Source organism: Occallatibacter sp. FHG110214_02 (assembly GCF_059115385.1).
Genome location: NZ_JBZYWK010000039.1, coordinates 1 through 18929, shown reverse-complemented (window position 1 = coordinate 18929; position 18929 = coordinate 1). Strand labels below are relative to the sequence as shown.

Genomic DNA, 18929 nt, shown 5'->3' with positions numbered 1-18929 from the left:
ACCAGCCGGATAACCAACACGAGGGGCTAGGGATTGCCGGGAATCACCGCTCAAGTACACTCTGTGTCTGGACGACCACTACACGTTGAGGGCTAGGGATTGCCGGGAATCACCGCTCAAGTACACTAGATCGCGCCGAACCTGCTGAAAAATGGCAGGTTCAGCGCGGTACTTCCTTCAAAAAAGCAGGATTTGCTCCGGAATTTCTTCTGGATCGCGTGGTTTCTTGCCATAAAAAACCTCCATTTTGCCAAACTGAAGGTCAGTCACCGTAATCAGGCGAACCTGTCCCAGTGGCGGAATCACTTGGCGAATTGTGCTGCGATGAGCTGTAGCGGCTTCTTCGCTGGGCAGGTAGCGGGCATAGACGGAAAACTGCAACATCATAAAGCCATCTTTGAGCAAGGCTTTGCGAAAGCGTGTGTAGTCACGTCTGTTGGCCGGTGTTTCCACTGGCAAATCGAACATGGCAATAAGCCACAAGGATCGATACGCGGATGGTGGCCGCCCTTTCATTGCATTTCAATCTCATCCACTCACTTCTTCGACAAATTCTATTTGTTCTATTTCTGCTCGCTTCACTCCTCGTTTAGGGGCCGACTCGATTGACACAGAAGCTAACAAGCTTGGAACAGTCGCGTCGCTTGATTCACCTGTGACGCACTTTGCCAACGAGTTCGCTGTTCGTAGAAGAATGTCAAAAAGCGTCCTCTCTTCGCGCTCGTAATAATAGCGAGCTGTTACAGCGCCAATAAGCCAGTTCTTGGTGCGCGGATCGACCGGGGCAGTACGATCTTCGCGGGCAATCCATTGGGCTACACGACGGTCAATCAACGGGCGAAATGGCTCCATCACGTCTGAGGCCAAGCAGAAAGCATCATAACGATTTTTATGACGCAAGCCAATCGAAGGATGAAGCCCTGCAGCACAAAGGGCGCGAGCTACGACCGCTCTGAGCACTGTGTATCCGTAATCCAAATGGCGATTCTGGTCTGGCCCTTCCGACCCTCTGCGAAATTTCGAGTCTCGGAAGAGCAAAGACCAATACCGCCGGGCTGCTTGTGCCTCAAGATTCCCGGCATCATCCGACCGAACGCGCTCAGCCATGGCAATCAATCCCTCATCGTTTCCGTGCAGCTCCCTCAGCAACTCGCCTTGTGCACGAATCTTAGCTTTGACAATCTGCTGCCAAAGTCTTTTGCGCGTGGGAAGTGAAAGCTGCATTTGTCTGGCGAATCGCTCGGTTTGCAGAAAATGAGCCTGGACAGGCAATAGCAAAGAGGCGGGCAGAAATTTCGCATCGATAGTGATTACCGATCCGCCAGCCTCAGCGATACGCGAAAGTACGGCCTGAGATAGCGTAATCTGCGGATGAGCTAGCAAAAGCACGGCTATTTCAGCAATCGGCGTGGCGAACGGAAGAACAAGCTGCTCTTCCTGAGGGCGTTCAATGACAAGCTGCGAGTCACGTACACTGAGTCTTGCAGGATTGGCAATTTCAACGATACGGTCAATCATGTCGCCTTCCTGATGCCAAATTTTCTTCCGAGAGGATCAATTATCACTTTCTGCGGATTGAGCAAGCGCAAAGGATTCGGATTGACTGACCACATTGTTTTGTCCTTTTTCTGTTCTTCATCCTTCTGCGCATTATTAACATGCGTAAACCAGATTGGCCCAGCAGAGTAAAATTTTTTGATGCGAAAAATGTCCCGTTTGCCCTGATAATCCAACTCGACAATATCGCCTTTCATTAGCGAAAAGATGAATTCGGCATTTCGGTCTTCAGGATGCGACTGACAAACGACGGGTTCCTTGCGGCTGTGCCTGTCATATGCCTCGATGATCGAAACAGGAATATGAAGCCAAACCTCCCGATTCTTTTTGTCCCGTGACGCAAATATCTCGAAATGGTGGATGCTTTCTGACTCAACATTTCTGTTGCCTGGAAAGGGTACTAGGCTGTCTGGCTCCTTACTTTCCCGGACGCGAACCTTTTTGATTGGAATCAACCGCCCGTCTTTGGCTTCAAGCACAGGGAGCGTGGAAATATCGTCCAAATTGAATTTCTTGGAGTTTCCATTATGCTCCAAGAGTTTTGTCTCGACTGCCTTCCTAATATTGTCTCCTTGAATCTCTTTAACCTGTTTATCTGTAATGCCGACAACCGACCGCCGGAGGCTGACGTAAAACTTCCCATTATTTGGATCACGTTGAGGCGTGGGGTAAATCGTGTCGATGTGAAGTGATCCACTCAGCTTTTGTTCCGGTTTGTGCGATACCAGCATCTTCTGGAAAACATCGCCTAGGAATTCTTTGCGATCCGTCCAGGGAGATAGTAGGCCGCGAACTAGGTCGCGGTAATCAAGCGGCCACTTTTTGTCCATCTTGCTCTGTGCGTACAGGCTTATGTCTCGCACCTGCTGTTCTGTCGTGAGCGCAATAACAAGAGCATCCACCGCATGATGCCGGTGATCCGAGCGGTCCTTGCCTTTACGCTTTTCTCCGCTCTGGTCTCCGGGAAGCTCCAGAACAACGTCGGGATGAAGTTGCCAGGCATCACGCAGGAGCTTCGTCACGCTGCCCGTTGAAGCAAAAATTCTGCGGCCTGTTTTGTCAAAGAATTCTGCAATCTCGTCCTGCCCATCTGTGGGAGCGCTCGTATCCCGTCCTCCGTAGAGAGACATCAAAAGGCGAGCAGCCAGCTTGGTTGTATAGCGCGTATCTGTGAGCTGCCGGTTTGTGAACCCTTCAATCTCCTCAAGGGAACGGAGCTTGAATCGCCGCAGCTTAGGATGCTCGCCAATCCTGGGACCACCCGTAAATTGGGCGACACGCTTCTGAATATGCGCCCAACGCTCCTCTTCTTCGTGATACGCCTCCCAGGGAGTCCGCCCACCCTTCTTCTGGTTCTCACTGCGATGGCAAAGCGTTTTGTTAGCAAAGGAATTATCCGTGCAGCGGCTCAACGGGATTATGTGCTCAACCTCGAATTCTGGGTACGTGAAAAGACTGGCATAGTTGATAGATTTGCCGGTGTACGGGCAAAGCCAATGGCTCTCCTCCGCCAGCAGCCATTTTTCAATTTTGTAAGCGGGAACGTCCCGAATCTCCTGCGGCGAGGGATGCAGGTTATTTTGCTGTGCCAGAATCCATCGCGCACCTTCTTCACGTTTTTTCATTCGGTTCTGATTGTCATTGAAGAGTGCGGCTCGATCTCGCCGGTTTCTACGCAATTCACGGGCAAGCTCAATACGAATCTGGTATGGCTTGCCATACTCCCGGATGATTGCATTCACGACCTTGCGTAACTCCGTCAGAGCACGCATAACTGCCGGATTTGTGATGGATGGAAGGTAATCTACTATTCTGGGAACAAAATCCAAAGGTTTCGCGCCAGCAAAGCGGTTGCCATATTTTTCGCGTTCAGCAGTCTTAAAGGGCGTTCCTGTCTCCATGAGCGGAAGTAGATTTTCAAGCGCTTTCCGCGAGAGATTGCAATAATCTTTGGGCGGGCGAGCTAGTGTGGTGTCGCCCCATCGTTTGGCTGCAAATTCATCAAGCCCCCATTGCTCTTTTCCAATCTGCTCAAGTTTTTCCGGCTTTGCTGTGCGCCATTGTTCAACAGCCTTGCGTTTGTCCTGCTGAGGGAGCGTGTTCCATCGATCTCCAAACACGCGCAGCATGTGCACATTGACCCGGTTCCCCTCAATGCGGTTTTTCACAAGCCGCTCAAGGTTGAAACCAAGAATCTCTGGCGATCCCAATAGCTCTTTCATGGCCTTGAACGTCAGGTCGCCCTTGATTTCAAGATGATCGAGAATCCGTTCGCGCTCCTCCTTTCGCAGCAGGCGTTCATTGTATCTGCCGCGCTCAATTACCCGGAGGTCATTTACCCTTTGCAAAACGCGAAAACGCTGCGCTTCTAACGTGGCCCACGGAGCACGCCGTTCCTCTTTTTCAAGCTCACAGAATCCAATGAGATGTTTAGAACTAGCCAGCGGGCGCTGAAAGAACAGCCAGTGATGAACCTTTGCCTCAAGATCATCTGTCAGCATTGCAGGATAAAATTCCCGCTGCTTATTCCAGATAGCGAAAAATTCATCCTTAAACATCGCGCGCTCAGTCCAGCGATGCCGGATTCGTTTCTCGTGCGGATTGACCAGCGCAAAGTACGAGCCTAAATATTGCGTCCCTGCCGCATCCATATTCGCGCGTAAATCAGAAATCCCCTTGGCAACTTCGCCGAGCTTTTTGTCTTCCGCTCCGTTCTCTTTCTTTGACTTCTTTCTGCGCCCCTCTTGCGCGCTCTCCTCGGAATTCTTGGCCTCCTGTACTTCTTCCTCGTCCAGTCCGTTTGACCAATATCCGCGTCTCTGGGCAAGGTGATACAAGATACGCCCAATTTCCTCGGGCTCAAGCCTGCTCTCCACAGCAGCGCTGCGCAGCAGATAAACCAGCGACTGGTCAGCCAGGTCCATCTCGTTGCCAGAGATTTTCGCCTTTCCGCGCCAACGTGCAACGAGCTTCTTATCCAGGGCATTCAGAATCTCGTGCCGCTGTTCCGATAAAGTTCTTGTGGAGTTCTGCTCGTATGCGGGAAGCATTCCAGCATCTTGCAGCAGGCGGAAGAGTTTCTTCTGCCGTAATGCCCGTCGGTATGTCTGTTTTCTCCGCTGGCGAGCCAGTCGCCGTTCGGAGGCTTTGGACTTATCGCGTCCCCGCTCTATTTCCGTATCGCCACCCACGACGCCTGGATCGAAAATACGCCCCCCGGCGTTTATCAAACGACGCGGTCGGTCGTTAGCGTCCAATTCAACAAGCGCCCATCCCAGAGAAGAAGAACCAAGATCAAGACCTAAAGTGTACTTTCGACGGTCAGCTTGCGGCACCGAAAAACTCCTTGACGAACGGATTGCAATGGCGTAGAAAAGCTCCAGTGTACTTGAGCGGTGATTGCCCGGCTTTTCTTAGTAAGAAAGAGCTTTTCAGGCTTTCATCGTAAGGTATCTGAGGTTTGCCCTCAGTATCCTCGAACGGCCCGGCCACGGGCCGTTCCCTATTTGTGGGTAACTGAGCACTCGTTACTCACACGATATAGCTTTGTTTCGCTGTTAGCTTGCTATCGTATTATTCCGGACACGTTGAATGGAACAAGAAAATTTTGCGGAGTTACTTAAATAACAGCGCTGAATTAGCAACCTTTCAATACTCTGCTAGAACTGAAAAATCTGACTTAAGACGATGAAGATGCGCCTTTGGCCTGCTAGAGACCATACAGGGGTGATATGTCCGGTATCCGGCATTGTTTGAGTCTGGTTAGGGCCGATGTTTATCCTCAATACCGGACCTAAACAGCATTTTGTGAGACCTATGACCGCTGACCACTTTGGCAATATCGAGCAGTTCAACGCGGACCTCTGGAAAATGGCCGACGATCTTCGTGCCAACTCCGGGCTTGCGTCCAATGAATACTTCATGCCCATCATGGGCCTGCTATTTCTGCGTCAGGCCTCGAATCGTTACTACGAGGCGCTTGCTGCCATTGAGGCAGGTCAGGCCGCCGGGAAGATTGCGCATCGTCCTCTTGTGGAAGCCGATTTTCTCAAACGTCGGGCCATGATGCTTCCGGAGGAGGCCCGCTACGACGTAATTCTGGAGAAGCGGAAGGATGGCAGCCTGGGCCAGGCGGTTACGGAGGCCATGGAGGCCGTCGAGAAGAAGTTTCCGCCACTCGCCGGTCAGTTGCCGAAGAACTACCAGAGCTTGGATGACACGCTGCTTGAAAGCATGATGCGAAAGTTCGACTCGGCGGCCCTGCGGAAGGCGGCCGGCGATGTCTTTGGCCGCATCTATGAATACTTCCTAGGTGAGTTTTCCAAGCAGGGCGCTCACGACAATGGCGAGTTCTTCACGCCTCCTTCCATCGTGCAGACTATCGTCAATGTGATTGAGCCGGATCACGGCATCATCCTCGATCCCGCCTGCGGCTCCGGCGGAATGTTCGTGCAGTCTAGCCACTTTATTGAAGACGCCGGGCAGGAAACAATGAAGCGCGTCACCTTCTACGGCCACGAAAAGAACGAAACCACGGCCAAGCTGGCGCAAATCAATCTCGCTGTTCACGGGTTGCAGGGCAGCATTCGGGCCGGAAACGAAGCCATCACCTATTACGAAAGACCCGCATGAACTTGCCGGGAAGTGCGACTTCGTTATGGCCAATCCTCCTTTCAACGTGGATGAAGTAGATGCGGAAAAGGTCAAGGACGACAAGCGCCTGCCCTTTGGCCTGCCGGGAGTCAACAAGGAGAAGAAGGTATCCAATGCTAACTATCTCTGGCTCCAGTATTTCTACAGCTACCTGAATGAGAATGGCCGCGCAGATGTGGTCATGTCTTCCCAGGCCTCCGGCGCCGGGCGTGACGAGGCAAAGGTCCGCCAGAAGCTGGTTGAAAGGGGCAGTGTCGATGTGATGATCGACATTCGCAGCAACTTCTTTTACACGCGCACTGTTCCCTGTCAGCTCTGGTTTTATGACCGGGCCAAGGAGCGCGATCCGGAACGCGCCGATCATATCCTCATGCTCGATGCGCGAAACATCTTCCGCAAGGTCTCGCGGTCTCTGTGCGACTTCAGCCTGGAGCAGCAGAAGAACATCGCCGCCATTGTTTGGCTCTATCGCGGGCAGACGGAGCGTTTCCTCCGGCTGGTCGAAGCCTACCTTGCCGAAGCAATCGCCAGAGGTCAGGCCGCAAAGGAACCGCTTGCGGCCTTCGCCGGATCGTTGGACAAGTTTGTCGCGCTCATCGAGCCCTTTGCGACCGGGAAGCGTGATCCTGATCCGATGGCGGAAAGCTGGAAAGATCTGACAGCAGCTCAGGATTTGGAGAGGGTGGACCGCGAGGCCTTCGTGGAAGATGCTGATCACCAGGCCGAAATATGGGACAAAGAGAAGGATCGCGACAATGCCGCGCTCCATACTGCGCGAACCGCACTGCATCCCATGGCCGAGCGCTGCCGTGATCTGACCAAGCAGATTGATCTCGCGGTCAAGCTGGCTGGCCGTGTTGTCGATACTGCTTGGAAGGTCTAGCCAGCCTGCGCCTGCATGATCTCCGACATACCGCAGTTGATCGCATGGTTGCCGCTCGCGTTCCGCTGACCACAATCGCACGGGTTGTCGGTTGGTCGAAGTCCACCACGATTGCAATGGCGACGCGGTACTCCCATGCAGACGAGGATGAGATGCGCCGGGCGGTTGAGTCGATCAGCGGCAGGGTGCAACTCATTCCGAGTCAAGCACATGAGGAAAGACTGCCCTTACAGTAGGTTATAATTTTCGCTTTTTATTCTATCGCCCTAGTTTTCACCCCAGTATTGAAGTGTAGAGCGGCCTGAATGTCTGTAAGTTGTTGATTTAATTGGTGGGCGATCAGGGACTCGAACCCCGGACCTCCTGCGTGTGAAGCAGGCGCTCTAACCGGCTGAGCTAACCGCCCTTTCTGGGAACCTGCTTTTGTACGCAGGGAACACGGTACCGCTTGTGTTTACGCCCTTCAGTAAGGGGAAACCGGCAGCAAAAAGCGCCGAAAGCGGCCAACTGATTTAGAGTATCACCAGTGGAGCCATCCGGCCAAATTTCTGGTCGGCGGGGCCTTCTTGCGTTGCGTATGTTCTTTCGGCTCAGACCAATCCGTGCCGCCGGGGACCTCTTTCAGGAGGGTCAGCTTGGTGCCCACTCCCTGGGAGAGCCGGGCTTTGCCGGTCCCGCAGGTACTGGAAGTGGTCCGCACGTCTTCGCCAAGGCAGAAAGCTCCCCCGACGCCCCCCCTCCCGACGCGGAAACCGCTGACCAACCGCAACCTTCCGCTTCAAGTGGGGTTACAGAAGACATGGCTACCCTGACGCTCAATCCGGGCTTGATGCCGGTAGCAGATATTCCGGCAAGGGAAGCGCAAGCAGGAGTCGGAGGGCAGAATCCGGGCCTGAATCCGGTGAGTCTGGACCCCAACAGCGACGCCGCCATCATGCTTCGCGTCGCCGCCGGGGACGACTCAGGATTCAACTACCTGGTCGAGAAGTATCACCGCGCCATGGTGAGCTTCCTCTACCGGATGGTTCACACCCAGGCCGTAGCCGAAGAACTGGCGCAGGAGGTCTTCCTCCGGGTTTACCGCTCGCGGGAGAGCTACCGCGCCGAAGCCAAGTTCACCACCTGGCTCTACAGGATTGCCACGAACCTGGCGGTGAACCACGCCCGCGATACCCGGCACGAGCGGGCTGCACAGAACGTATACCTCGATGTGCCGGACGAGGAAACGGGAACGACGCCGGAAGTAGCCGACGACGAGCCCAACGTGGAGCAACGGCTCCTGCGCGAGGAGCGCATGGCCGCCATCCGCAAGCACGTCATGGCGCTGCCCGAAAGACAACGCATGGCCGTGCTGATGCACAAGTACCAAGGGCTGGACTACCGCCAAATTGGGGATGTTCTCAAGCTGAGCGAGTCCGCCACAAAAAGTTTGTTATTTCGCGCGTATCAGACACTACGCGAGAAGTTGAAGGATTTCGTCTAAGTCTACGGAAAGTCAGGTCCACTGGAAGTCAGGCTGAATTTTTGGAAGTGGGGTGGTTGCAATGGAAACGATGAACACGATGTGCGCGGGAATGGAATCAAAGCTGGCTGACCTGCTTTTCGATTCGCACGCCGTACCGGCCAGCGTAAAGCAGCACGTGGAAAGCTGCGAAGGTTGCCGCGCAGAGCTTGCCGCTCTGCGCCAGACCATGTCTACGCTCGACGCGTGGCCTGCTCCGGAGCCCAACCCCTACTTCATGACACGTTTTGAAGCCCGGCTCCGCGAGGAAAAGGCCGCGCCGCCGGCCACCTGGTTGGAAAAGCTGAAAGCCCGCTGGTCATACGGCCCGCAGTTGCAGTCGCGCCCGCTGGCCGCCATGGCGCTCACGGTTGCCGTGCTTATCGGCGGCGGAGCATACCTCAACAGCTACTGGGAGCAGCCCGCGCCCAAGGCTCCGCAGGCCACCGCTGTAGTCAACGACCTGCAGACCCTCGACTCGAACGCGCAGCTGCTGGACCAGCTTGAGTCCATGGACCAGCCGGACCAGGCGAATAACTAATCCGGCAGATAAGTAAGGAAGGCAAGCATCTGGGAATCTGGGGTCAGATGCTTAAATTGAAGCGTTTGAAACAATCTGAATCGGGAGCAAAAGAGAAGTGACCACGAATGCCAACGCGAGAGCTGTGCCCAGGGCTAACCATGGCCTTAGCCGGTCCGGCTCACTGCGCGCAGCGGTAGTTTCCGCCGCAATGGCCTTCCTCTGCCTTGGTTCTGCTTTCGCAAACGCGCAGCATCAGTCCCACGGCTCGGCGCCTCATTATTCGGCTCCGCAGATGTCTGCGCCGCATTATTCCGCGCCGCGCATGTCCCAGCCCCACGTTGGCAATGTGCCCCACGCCCCCATGATGGGCCATGCTCCCTCCAGCCGCGCACCGCAGCCCGGTGGCTACCCCGGTGGCGGCTATGCAGACTACCGCGGCTCGCGGCCTGAGTCTCCTTACGGAGCCCCTAATGCCGCACGCCCCTCATATCCCGGCGGATATCCCGGTGGCGCAGCCCGTCCTGAATATCGTGGCGGCTACCCCGGCGCAGGCTATCCGGGAGGCGGCTATCCCGGCTCCAACCCCAGCTACTCAGCCGCACACCCCGGCATACCTTACGGCGGTGGCGCACCCAACTCGGTTCGCCCCACATATCCCGGCAGCGGCAACAACATGCGCAGCTATCCCGGCGGAGTGCGCTCGGCCTCGCCCTATGGCGGAGCCCCGCCCACGCAAACCCGCCCGGCATATCCCGGTGCGAAATCTATCGGTCCCACAGCCGCGCCTCCGGGCCACCTGCAATCCTGGCTCAACGACCACCGCAACACCCCGGTCCAGAATCAGGAACAGCTCCTGCGCAATGACCCGAGCTTCCGCCGCTTGCCGTCTGACCAGCAGCAGCGCCTCGTGCAGCAGTTGCACTCGGTCAATAATATGGATGCAGCCGAGCGCCAGCGCCGCCTTGCGCGTAACGAGATGCTGGAGCGCCTGAGCCCGCAGGATCGCATGCGCGTCAATCAGTCTGCGCAAGCCTTCCGCGGTCTGCCCACGGACCGCCAATCCGTCATGCGCAACGCCTGGCGCGACCTCCGCTCCGTGCCGCCCGATCAGCGTACAACGGTGCTCAACTCGGCCCGTTATCAAAGCCAGTTCTCTCCGCAGGAGCGCGGCATTCTCACCGATATGCTCCGCGCTGAGCCCTACGAGCCGCCGCAACCGTAAGGCAGGGCAGGGAATAGAAACAAAAGAGGCTGCATCGGTTTTCGATGCAGCCTCTTTGCTTATAACCGATGCAGCAATTTACGCAGCCACCGGCGAACTAGCTTCCGTCAGCTTGGCAACACTCGCCGCGTCGAGCGTAAGATTCGACGCCGCAATCAAATCATCAAGCTGCTTATCATTCGTAGCGCTGGCAATCGGAGCCGTCACGCCCGGCTGAGCCAGCAGCCACGCCAGCGCCACCTGCGACGGAGTCGCGTTATGCGCCGCAGCCACTTCCGTCAGCGCCTTCACCACGCCAAAGCCATAGTCGTTCAGGTACTTCTTCACCATCCCGCCACGCGCCGCCTGCGAAGCATCCTCCGCGCTCTTGTACTTGCCGCTCAAAAATCCCGCAGCCAAAGAGAAGTAGGGAATTACACCAATGCCGTACTTCTCCACCACCGGCAGCAAATCGGTCTCAAACGAAATGCGTTCCACAAGGTTGTAATGCGGCTGCAGCGAAACATATTCCGGCAGCCCATTCTTGCGGCTCGTCTCCACAGCCGCCGCCAGCCGCGCCCCGGTGTAGTTGGAAGCCCCGATATACCGCACCTTCCCCGCCTTCACCAGCTTGTCAAACGCGCCCAGCGTCTCTTCCAGCGGAGTCTCCTCATCATCCTTGTGCGACTGGTAAAGATCGATGTAATCCGTCTGCAGCCGCGTGAGCGAAGCATCCACAGCCGCCGCAACATAAGCAGCAGACAAGCCCTTCTTGCCCTCGCCCATCTCCATGCCAACCTTCGTCGCCAGAATCACATCCTTGCGCCGCCCGCTCTTCGCAAACCACTTGCCCAGGATCGTTTCCGACTCGCCGCCCACATGCCCCGGAGCCCACCGCGAGTAAACATCGGCAGTATCAATAAAGTTCAGCCCCGCATCCACCGCGCGATCCAACTGATGAAAGGTATCGGCTTCGGAAAGCGTCCATCCAAACACATTCCCGCCCAGCGTAATCGCCGGAACCTCCGGCCCATTCAGCCCCAGCTTCCTCTTCGACATAGGATTCTCCTTTTGCTGCGTTCTCTATTTTGCGCTTGCCATGATGGGATGCGTCAATGCGGAGCCGGGCTGCTGTTTCTTGCATGTTGAAGTTGAAGCACACCTAAGCAATCGGCTCATCAGGCACTGCCTAACTACCTTCGGAACCAGGCACAGCGCAACAAATCCCAAAATCCTCTGGCTCCTTCCGCAGTCATACATTACCCTTGCCCCGAAGCAGCACACGGAGACAAATCATGACCCAGCCCGCCACCACCGCAACTACCAACGGACATTACTGGGGAGCCGCCGCAACAGACTGGGCCGAAATTCAGGAAAAAACCTGCCTCCCCGTCTACGAAGAAGCATTTTGCCGTATCTCCGTCGGCCGCGGCACACGCTATCTCGACGCCGGCTGCGGCGCAGGTCTCGCCGCGCAACTAGCCGCAAGCTACGGCGCAAAGGTATCCGGCCTCGACGCCGCGGAAAACCTATTAGCCATCGCCCGCACCCGTGTCCCGCAAGGCGATTTCCGCCAGGGCCCACTCGAACAGATGCCCTTCGCCGACGCGTCCTTCGATATAGTCACCGGCTTCAACTCCTTCCAGTACGCCGCAAATCCTGCAACCGCGCTGTCAGAAGCAAAACGCGTCACCAGCCCCGGCGGCTACGTTCTCCTCGCAACCTGGGGCAAACCCGACGGCATGGAAGCCGCTTCGCTCGTAGCCGCTCTCAAGCCTCTACTGCCGCCGCCACCACCCGGTCCAACCCCACCCGGCCCCTTCGCGCTCTCTGAGGAATCCGCGCTTAACGCCCTTGCCACCAGAGCCGGCCTTACCCCCATCAACGTCTTCGACGTAGACTCCCCGTGGCACTACCTTGGCCTCGATGAAGCCCTTCGCGGCCTGCGTTCCTCCGGCGTAGCTGCCCGCGCCATTGAGCATTCCAGCGTAGAAGCCGTAGACGCCGCCCACACTACGGCCCTCGCACCCTTCCGCCAACCCGACGGCAGCTACCGCATCGGAGCAACCTTCCGCTGCCTGATCGCCCGCGCGTAATAAGCCGCCACCGTCTCAGCGTATTAACCGGGCGTCTGTTCAGCAGTATCTTGCACGCAACAAAGAATGCGAATGGCTCTCACTGCGGCCATATGCATCCCTATTGCAAGAAATGTGGAGAAGAGAATGATTATCTGCGTTTTTTCTTCTGACGTTCTTGCCGTCTTCTAATCACAGCTTGGGCGTGCAGACCATGGTCATGTCGATCACTGCCTGCTCCGCCGTGCGTATATCCCCTGCCATCATCATGATTCATGCCGGACGTATGCGTACCTCTGCCGGAATGGGACTGCTGCGGGGCTTTGTAGTGACGGCATGTGGGCAAATGGCTGTTATGTTGGAGGCATACGCCGCACTGTCTCATTTGAATTACGGATTTGAGCTGCACATTAGCCTGGTTCGGCATATATACCGGCGGCGCGGATACCTGTATCGGCAATCCAGCAGCCGGCTGCAAAACGGATGTAGCTGGCTTGCTCTGCACCAGGGTAACTGGCCGATAGACCGGAGGTGCTTGCGAGCGCGCTGGCTTGGCTTGCGCTGCCGGGCTGGATTGTGGGCGATAAACTGGCGGAACCGCACCTTGTGGCCGATGCGCAAACCCTGTTCCACCCTGAGAGCCATTCAGCTTTGGTTGGAGTGCGGGCGACGGAAGCGAACAAGGTAAAGATGAGCGCAAATTAACGAGTGGCATGGTAGGGCTATCCTCATTTCCGTTATGGCTCGACTTCTGCCACAAGCATAACCCCACCTTCCGTATTTCCGACACAGGAATAATCGTCTTTTTGATAGCAATGCAAGCAAATCGGGATAGCTCTTCAGCTCTGAAGAGGCTCAATCGCACCTCGCGCCATTTTGCGGCTCAGCAAAACGCCACCAATCAGGAAGTAGATAGCGCCGAAGATGGCATAACCGCCCATATCCTTCGCATGAAACTTCCCACCCAAGCCACCGAGCACAAACGCAATCCCCGCCGCAGTCGATTGCGCGCCGCTAAGAATCATCGCCCACTGCCCGCCAAGCTGTTTACGGCGAATAAGTCCAGCCACGAACTGAAGCAGACCGGCCCCAAGTGCCCACGCGCCAAAAATCGCAATGGCATACGCCGGCAGGGTAAACACCGTCAGCGCAATCCCCAGGGCCGTAGCGGCACCCAGAAGCGCATTGATAATCTGCGAAGTCCGAGCGCTTCCCACAGGGCGTGAAGCGCTCAGGTCATAGAGCGTGCACGCAACATCCCAGAGCGGATACACAATCAGCAATACGGAAGCGATATTCGGCTGCGTAAGCGCCGTGGAAAGAACAGCGCCCGCCCAGATTACCTGGAACACCGTCCGGACAAAATAAAGGTTCCGCAGCGAGCGGGCCGATTCAAAAGTGTGATTTTGCATGAGACACCTCGTCTATCTTCTAGTTGGTAGGTTAATGAGCGCAGAAAGCCATGTATGGCCTCCGCATTTCAGTTTTTTGTTGCCGCAATCCGCTTGAGTGCCGCCCCAGTCACGAGCCGGAAAACATCACAATCCCCACTGGCGCGGGCAGAGAGCATCGCCCCATGCACAATCGCCATCAGCGTCTGGGCCTCTGACGCCGCGGAATCCTGTAGCTTGATGACCCCAGCCTTCACCCCGGCCTTCAAAGTCCGTTCCAGCCAATCCGCCAGCGCCTTGAAATGCAAGCGCACCTCGGCCTGCACTTCCTCCGGCAGCGCCGGCAACTCCGCTCCCATTAGCGCCGCAACACAAAACGGAACGCTGCGGTCGCGAATACACTTCTCCCAGTACTGCACGTAGGCCTGCAGCCGCTTCCATGGATCGGCTATCTGCCTGTCGAGCTGTGCAGTGCCTTCAACGGTCTGCTCGCGATGTGTCTTGAGAACCGCCACGGCCAGGGCCGCCTTGGTCGGAAAGTGATGATGAATGCTAGGCTTCCTGATTCCAACCGCCTCGGAGATATCGGCGTAACTAAAAGCCGAGTACCCCCGCTCAATCATCAGGTCTTTCGCCGATTTCAAAATGCGTTCTGCTGTTTCTCCCTGCATAATAAGTAGACTACCAACTAGTAGGTTCGGTTACAAAAATCTTTCAAGTCTGCCACTCCCATCGGCGTTGGTCCTCATGAAGCGGCTTAATGCACATAATCCAATTCTTGAGATAAACCAGGACTGCACTATCCCATAGGCCATAGCCGTGCCTAAGCTACAATAATTAATAGGCCAAGGCCAATCTTTTCGCGTCTATGCAGGCGCAACCCAGCAAGGAGTTTCACTTTATGGCGATTCCCGCCACCCAAATGCGTCCGGGCATGATCATCAAGCACAACGACCAGCTTCACCTGGTCTTCAAGGTTGAGCACCGCACGCCCGGCAACCTGCGCGCCTTCATTCAGGCCAAGCTCCGCAACCTCAAGTCCGGCGCCATGTTCGAGCACCGCTTCCGTTCCGCCGACGCCATCGAAAAGGTAGTCGTAGACGAAATCACCATGGAATTCCTCTACAACGACGGCGACGACTACTACTTCATGAACCCCGAGGACTTCGAGCAGACCATCCTCAAGCACTCCACGCTTGGCGACGCCGTCGAATACCTCACGCCGAACATGCAGATCACCGTCAGCTACTTTGACGGTATCGCCGTCGGCATCGACCTTCCGCAGACCGTCGAGCTCACAGTCGTAGAGACCGAGCCCGGCCTTAAGTCCGCCACGGCCTCCAGCGTAACCAAGCCCGCCAAGATGGAAACCGGCCTCGTCGTACAGGTCCCGCCCTTCATCAACGAAGGCGAAAAAATCAAGATCGACACCAGCGAAGGCACCTACCTCAGCCGCGCATAAATCTTTCCTTGATTGCAAATGAAAAAGCCACCGTCAGCACGGTGGCTTTTTCATTTACAGTGCAGGTTCGTGCAGTTTATTGCCCATGCTCCGGCAAAGTCACCGCCTTAGCATCCACAATCGCCTCAATCTTCTTCAGCACATCCAGCACTTCCGAAGAAACCGGCGCATCCACCTGCACCACGGCCAGCGCCTTCACCGGCTCAATGCCGCTGCGGTCGCGTCCCAGCGCAAAGTTTCCAATGTTCACGCCCTGCTCACCCAGCGTCGTGCCAATCTTGCCAATCACGCCCGGCACATCCAGGTTGCGGCACACAAGCAGGTTCCCCTCCAGCGGAGCCTCCACATCAATGCCCGTATACTCCAGCAATCGCGGCTGTTCGCCATGAATCACCGTAGCCGTAGCATGATTGCTTCCGTTGGCCCAGTGCAGCTCAATCGCAAGCTGCGTACCCACACCCGCGCGAGCTTCCTTCTTCTCTTCATGCACGCGAATACCGCGCCCTTCAGCAACAGTAGCTGCATTGATGCGATTGATATTCTCCAGCCCCTGCAGCAGCCCGGCAATCGCTGCATTGCGCACTAGGTCAGTCTTCGCTTCCACCAGCGTGCCGCTGTAAATCAGGTCAATGCCCTCAAGCCCGCCCTCAATCTCGCGCCGCGAAGCCTGCGCCATAAACGCACCCAGCCGCCCCGCCAAATCAATATAAGGAGTCAGCTTCACATACTCCTCGTGGCTCAGCGACGGTAGATTCACCGCATTCTGCACCACGCCCAGCTTCAGGTAGTCCCGCACCTGCCGCGCAAGCTGGATACCAATCGCTTCCTGCGCCTCGTTGGTCGAGCCCGCAATATGCGGCGTCAAAATCACATTGTCCAGACCAAAGTAAGGCGACTCCTTAGGCGGCTCAACCGTAAACACGTCAAGCGCCGCTCCGCCAACCTGCCCAGCCCTCAACGCTTCAACCAGAGCCGCGTCTTCAATCAGCTCGCCGCGAGCGCAGTTGATAATCTTCACGCCCTTCTTCATCGTCGCCAGCGTCTTCGCGTTGATGACGTTCGCCGTTTGCGGCGTCAACCCCACATGCAGCGTCAGGTAGTCGCTCTTAGCAAACAGTTCCTCAAGCGTAACCAGCGTAATACCATTCTCGCGAGCAACCGCCGCCGAAACAAACGGGTCCGAGCCAATAACATCCAGCCCAAATCCCTTCGCCCGCTTCGCCACCTCAAGCCCAATGCGTCCCAGTCCAAGAATGCCCAGCGTCTTGCCGCGCAGCTCCGTGCCCTGCAGGTTCTTCTTATCCCACTTGCCCGCGTGCATCGTGGCATTCGCAACCGTCAGCTTGCGAGCCAGCGCCAGCATCTGGCAAATCGCCAGCTCAGCCACGGCAACAGCGTTCGCACCCGGCGTATTCATCACCACCACGCCGCGCCGCGTCGCCGCCTCGGCATCAATGTTGTCCACACCCACGCCCGCGCGGCCAATCACGCGCAGCTTCGGAGCATGGCTCATCAGCTCATCCGTAGCCTGCACCGCCGAACGCACAACCAACGCATCCGCATCTTTTAGCGCCGCCTCAAGACCATCCGGCAGCTTGTCATGCGTCAACACTTCCCAGCCCGGCTCTGCAGCAAACACCGCCAGAGTCGCCGGAGAAACCTTCTCCGCCAGAACAATCTTCATCTTTTCTCCCTTGCCGCCGTTCGCGCCCGCAGCGCCGGCCTCGTAGTCATCAAAGCGAATGCCTTCTTTTTCGCAAAGCAGTTCAAACATCCGCACAACAGAAGCCTGCGGCTTCCCCTCGCCCCGCTCATACTTCCAGATCGAGTTCGGATGCACCCCCAGCCGCTCCGCCATCTGGTATTGGAAGAGGTCAAGCTGCTTGCGAGCCAGCACAAGTTTTTCGCCAAAAGTTAGTTCCATAAATGCAGCTTTTAGCCATTAGCCGTTAGCTCTTAGCTAAAAAACCTCCATCCTGTTTTTCAAGAGTTGGTTCCGCCACAATGTTCCGTGCCCCATCCTTGCGCCTTGTTTCTGGCGCAAGGGTGAGAAACCACAACCGCCGACTTACCGCTATTGAGCCCACAAAAGCCGGGTGCCCCAGGTCCCTGATTTTGGGACCTGGGATACCTCAAAGGTCCGTTCTCCCACCGTAGAGCTAAAAGCTAATAGCTAACAGCTAGCTTTTAGTCGCCTCGGCAAACACCTTCTGCGCCACCGCCACAGCCTGCCCATACTCAACCGGCAAACCAAGCGTATCCTTCGCAATATGCTCCGCCGCGCCAAGGAAAGCGACTGTATCGAGATAGTCAAAGAACCCAAGATGCGCCACGCGGAAAATCTTGCCCTGCATCGTGCCCTGCCCATTCGCAGTCACCAGCTTGAACTTCGTCTTCAGCGCCTTCACCACCGCGCCCGAATCCATCCCCTCAGGCACAGCCACAGCCGTAGCCGCCGCCGAAGGAGAATCTGGAGCAAACAGCGTAAAGCCCAGCGCCTTCAGCCCTTCGCGGGTAGCCTTGGCATTCACCTGCGCATTGTTGATAAGCGCAATCCGCCCCTTCTCAAGGTCGCCGTCCGCCTGTTCTGCAATGAAGTCCAGCGCAGCGCCAAGCCCGGCCACCAGCGCAACCGCAGGCGTGTAAGCACTCTCACCCTTCACCGCATTCTTGCGTTCCTTGCGCAGGTCAAAGTAGTAGCGCGGATTCTTCGCTGCATCCATCGCCTTCCACGCCTTCTCGCTGACAGACAGGTAAGCCAGCCCCGGCGGAATCATGACCGCCTTCTGCGAGCCGCCAATCACCACATCCACGCCCCAGCCGTCCACATCAATCGTCTGCGTGCCCAGCCCGGTAATCGCGTCCACCACCAGCAGCGTGTCGGTGCCCTTCAACAGCTTCGCCACACCTTCAACATCGTGGCTCACCGTCGTAGAAGTCTCCGAAGCCTGCATGTAAACAACCTTGTGCTCCGGCTTCAGCGCCGCCTTGATGTCCTCAAGCCTGAAAGTCTTCCCATAAGGAGCCTCAACCACATCCGGCACGCATCCAAAGGCCTTCGTCAGGTCCACCCAGCGCTCGCCAAACTTGCCGGCCGTCAGCACCAGCACCTTGTCGCCCGCCGAAGTCAGATTCGAAACCGCAGCCTCCATCGCGCCCGTCCCCGAGCTCGAAAGCAGCAGCACATCATTCTGCGTACCCACAAAGGTCTTCAACTGCCCCAGCACCTTCGAGAACAGCGCCTTGAACTCCGGCGTCCGGTGGTGAATATCCGCCGCAGCCATCGCAAACTGCGCTGCAGGCAATAGGGGAGTGGGACCTGGAGTGTACAACCGCGTCTTCCGAATCATATTTTCCTCGCTTTGCCCCCCGGCTCAAGCCGGTAGCAGCATAATTGGACCGGCTCAGGCCGCGTCAACAGTCACAGAATACACAACTGTGTGATAAATGTGAATTCATTTCTCGGAAATCCTAATTTCTCTCCCCAATCTCCACTCCAATCACAAAAGCCAGCCGCCAAGCCAGCGGAATCACAGAAAAATAAACTTCAAATCTGTGGAAATCGTTTGCGCTCAATTAACCCCATGTATGCTTCAATAGAGAAGTGATGGAAAAAGGCCCGGCTCAAAAGAGCAGGGCCTTTGCATTTCCGACGAGAATGGCGGCTGGAAAGAAGACCTACC

General features: G+C 56.4%; 16 protein-coding genes and 1 tRNA gene. 8 read left to right on the top strand and 9 right to left on the bottom strand.

Going from position 1 to position 18929, the window contains the following annotated elements:
* Positions 1-177: 177 nt before the first annotated feature.
* From cas2 to cas9, 3 genes are read right to left on the bottom strand one after another with little or no spacing between them, the layout of a single operon-like run.
* On the bottom strand, positions 178-516 hold the full coding sequence (gene cas2, locus AC5S3R_RS19805; RefSeq protein ID WP_494268922.1) for a CRISPR-associated endonuclease Cas2: 339 nt from the start codon (positions 514-516) through the stop codon (positions 178-180).
* Between the two features lie 12 nt (positions 517-528).
* Positions 529-1518, bottom strand: coding sequence for a type II CRISPR-associated endonuclease Cas1 (gene cas1, locus AC5S3R_RS19800; RefSeq protein ID WP_494268921.1), 990 nt, complete (start codon positions 1516-1518; stop codon positions 529-531).
* Positions 1515-4892, bottom strand: a complete 3378-nt coding sequence (cas9, locus tag AC5S3R_RS19795; protein ID WP_494268920.1) for a type II CRISPR RNA-guided endonuclease Cas9 — start codon at positions 4890-4892, stop codon at positions 1515-1517. Before cas9 ends, cas1 begins: the two co-directional genes overlap by 4 nt.
* A gap of 481 nt (positions 4893-5373) precedes the next feature.
* On the opposite strand from cas9, the gene AC5S3R_RS19790 reads away from it, so the two are divergent.
* From AC5S3R_RS19790 to AC5S3R_RS19780, 3 genes are read left to right on the top strand one after another with little or no spacing between them, the layout of a single operon-like run.
* Positions 5374-6189 carry a type I restriction-modification system subunit M gene (locus AC5S3R_RS19790; RefSeq protein ID WP_494268919.1) on the top strand — a complete coding sequence of 272 codons (816 nt, stop codon included), beginning with the start codon at positions 5374-5376 and terminating at the stop codon, positions 6187-6189.
* Between the two features lie 25 nt (positions 6190-6214).
* Entirely contained in the window at positions 6215-7093 is an 879-nt protein-coding gene (locus tag AC5S3R_RS19785) for an HsdM family class I SAM-dependent methyltransferase (protein WP_494268918.1), read from the top strand.
* A gap of 44 nt (positions 7094-7137) precedes the next feature.
* Entirely contained in the window at positions 7138-7329 is a 192-nt protein-coding gene (locus tag AC5S3R_RS19780) for a hypothetical protein (protein ID WP_494268917.1), read from the top strand.
* A gap of 93 nt (positions 7330-7422) precedes the next feature.
* Here the strand turns inward: AC5S3R_RS19780 and AC5S3R_RS19775 are convergent.
* A tRNA-Val gene (locus AC5S3R_RS19775) sits at positions 7423-7499 on the bottom strand.
* Between the two features lie 393 nt (positions 7500-7892).
* On the opposite strand from AC5S3R_RS19775, the gene AC5S3R_RS19770 reads away from it, so the two are divergent.
* The 3 genes from AC5S3R_RS19770 to AC5S3R_RS19760 all read left to right on the top strand — a co-directional run bounded on the left by AC5S3R_RS19770 (position 7893) and on the right by AC5S3R_RS19760 (position 10339).
* Positions 7893-8576, top strand: a complete 684-nt coding sequence (locus tag AC5S3R_RS19770; protein WP_494268916.1) for an RNA polymerase sigma factor — start codon at positions 7893-7895, stop codon at positions 8574-8576.
* Positions 8577-8637: 61 nt separating this feature from the next.
* Complete coding sequence (locus AC5S3R_RS19765) at positions 8638-9135, top strand: hypothetical protein (RefSeq protein ID WP_494268915.1); 498 nt, start codon at positions 8638-8640, stop codon at positions 9133-9135.
* Between the two features lie 97 nt (positions 9136-9232).
* A complete protein-coding gene (locus AC5S3R_RS19760; protein WP_494268914.1) occupies positions 9233-10339 on the top strand; it encodes a DUF3106 domain-containing protein in 1107 nt (368 codons plus the stop codon).
* Between the two features lie 78 nt (positions 10340-10417).
* Here AC5S3R_RS19760 and AC5S3R_RS19755 read toward each other — a convergent pair whose 3' ends face one another.
* Positions 10418-11377, bottom strand: a complete 960-nt coding sequence (locus AC5S3R_RS19755) for an aldo/keto reductase (protein WP_494268913.1) — start codon at positions 11375-11377, stop codon at positions 10418-10420.
* Positions 11378-11613: 236 nt separating this feature from the next.
* Here AC5S3R_RS19755 and AC5S3R_RS19750 point away from each other — a divergent pair, with 236 nt between their 5' ends.
* Positions 11614-12414, top strand: coding sequence for a class I SAM-dependent methyltransferase (locus AC5S3R_RS19750; RefSeq protein ID WP_494268912.1), 801 nt, complete (start codon positions 11614-11616; stop codon positions 12412-12414).
* 818 nt (positions 12415-13232) lie between these two features.
* On the opposite strand, the gene AC5S3R_RS19745 is transcribed toward AC5S3R_RS19750, so the two are convergent.
* Both AC5S3R_RS19745 and AC5S3R_RS19740 read right to left on the bottom strand, forming a co-directional pair.
* Positions 13233-13805, bottom strand: a complete 573-nt coding sequence (locus AC5S3R_RS19745; protein WP_494268911.1) for a hypothetical protein — start codon at positions 13803-13805, stop codon at positions 13233-13235.
* A 68-nt stretch (positions 13806-13873) separates the two neighbouring features.
* Positions 13874-14428: a TetR/AcrR family transcriptional regulator gene (locus tag AC5S3R_RS19740; protein WP_494268910.1), complete on the bottom strand. Its 555-nt coding sequence runs from the start codon at positions 14426-14428 to the stop codon at positions 13874-13876.
* Between the two features lie 257 nt (positions 14429-14685).
* Between AC5S3R_RS19740 and efp the strand changes: the two genes are divergently transcribed.
* Positions 14686-15246 (top strand): elongation factor P, encoded by a 561-nt coding sequence (efp, locus tag AC5S3R_RS19735; RefSeq protein ID WP_494268909.1) that lies wholly within the window; start codon positions 14686-14688, stop codon positions 15244-15246.
* A 76-nt stretch (positions 15247-15322) separates the two neighbouring features.
* Here efp and serA read toward each other — a convergent pair whose 3' ends face one another.
* Positions 15323-17170: a phosphoglycerate dehydrogenase gene (gene serA, locus AC5S3R_RS19730; RefSeq protein WP_494268908.1), complete on the bottom strand. Its 1848-nt coding sequence runs from the start codon at positions 17168-17170 to the stop codon at positions 15323-15325.
* Between the two features lie 256 nt (positions 17171-17426).
* Positions 17427-18596: a pyridoxal-phosphate-dependent aminotransferase family protein gene (locus tag AC5S3R_RS19725; RefSeq protein ID WP_494268907.1), complete on the bottom strand. Its 1170-nt coding sequence runs from the start codon at positions 18594-18596 to the stop codon at positions 17427-17429.
* Between the last annotated feature and the right edge of the window lie 333 nt (positions 18597-18929).

Coding starts and splice junctions, on each gene's coding strand:
- AC5S3R_RS19765 (WP_494268915.1), top strand. CDS start 8,638: ATGGAAACGATGAACACGATGTGCGCGGGAATGGAATCAAAGCTGGCT.
- AC5S3R_RS19755 (WP_494268913.1), bottom strand. CDS start 11,377: ATGTCGAAGAGGAAGCTGGGGCTGAATGGGCCGGAGGTTCCGGCGATT.
- AC5S3R_RS19725 (WP_494268907.1), bottom strand. CDS start 18,596: ATGATTCGGAAGACGCGGTTGTACACTCCAGGTCCCACTCCCCTATTG.
- AC5S3R_RS19780 (WP_494268917.1), top strand. CDS start 7,138: ATGGTTGCCGCTCGCGTTCCGCTGACCACAATCGCACGGGTTGTCGGT.
- AC5S3R_RS19750 (WP_494268912.1), top strand. CDS start 11,614: ATGACCCAGCCCGCCACCACCGCAACTACCAACGGACATTACTGGGGA.
- AC5S3R_RS19785 (WP_494268918.1), top strand. CDS start 6,215: ATGGCCAATCCTCCTTTCAACGTGGATGAAGTAGATGCGGAAAAGGTC.
- AC5S3R_RS19770 (WP_494268916.1), top strand. CDS start 7,893: ATGGCTACCCTGACGCTCAATCCGGGCTTGATGCCGGTAGCAGATATT.
- cas1 (WP_494268921.1), bottom strand. CDS start 1,518: ATGATTGACCGTATCGTTGAAATTGCCAATCCTGCAAGACTCAGTGTA.
- serA (WP_494268908.1), bottom strand. CDS start 17,170: ATGGAACTAACTTTTGGCGAAAAACTTGTGCTGGCTCGCAAGCAGCTT.
- AC5S3R_RS19790 (WP_494268919.1), top strand. CDS start 5,374: ATGACCGCTGACCACTTTGGCAATATCGAGCAGTTCAACGCGGACCTC.
- cas2 (WP_494268922.1), bottom strand. CDS start 516: ATGAAAGGGCGGCCACCATCCGCGTATCGATCCTTGTGGCTTATTGCC.
- efp (WP_494268909.1), top strand. CDS start 14,686: ATGGCGATTCCCGCCACCCAAATGCGTCCGGGCATGATCATCAAGCAC.
- AC5S3R_RS19745 (WP_494268911.1), bottom strand. CDS start 13,805: ATGCAAAATCACACTTTTGAATCGGCCCGCTCGCTGCGGAACCTTTAT.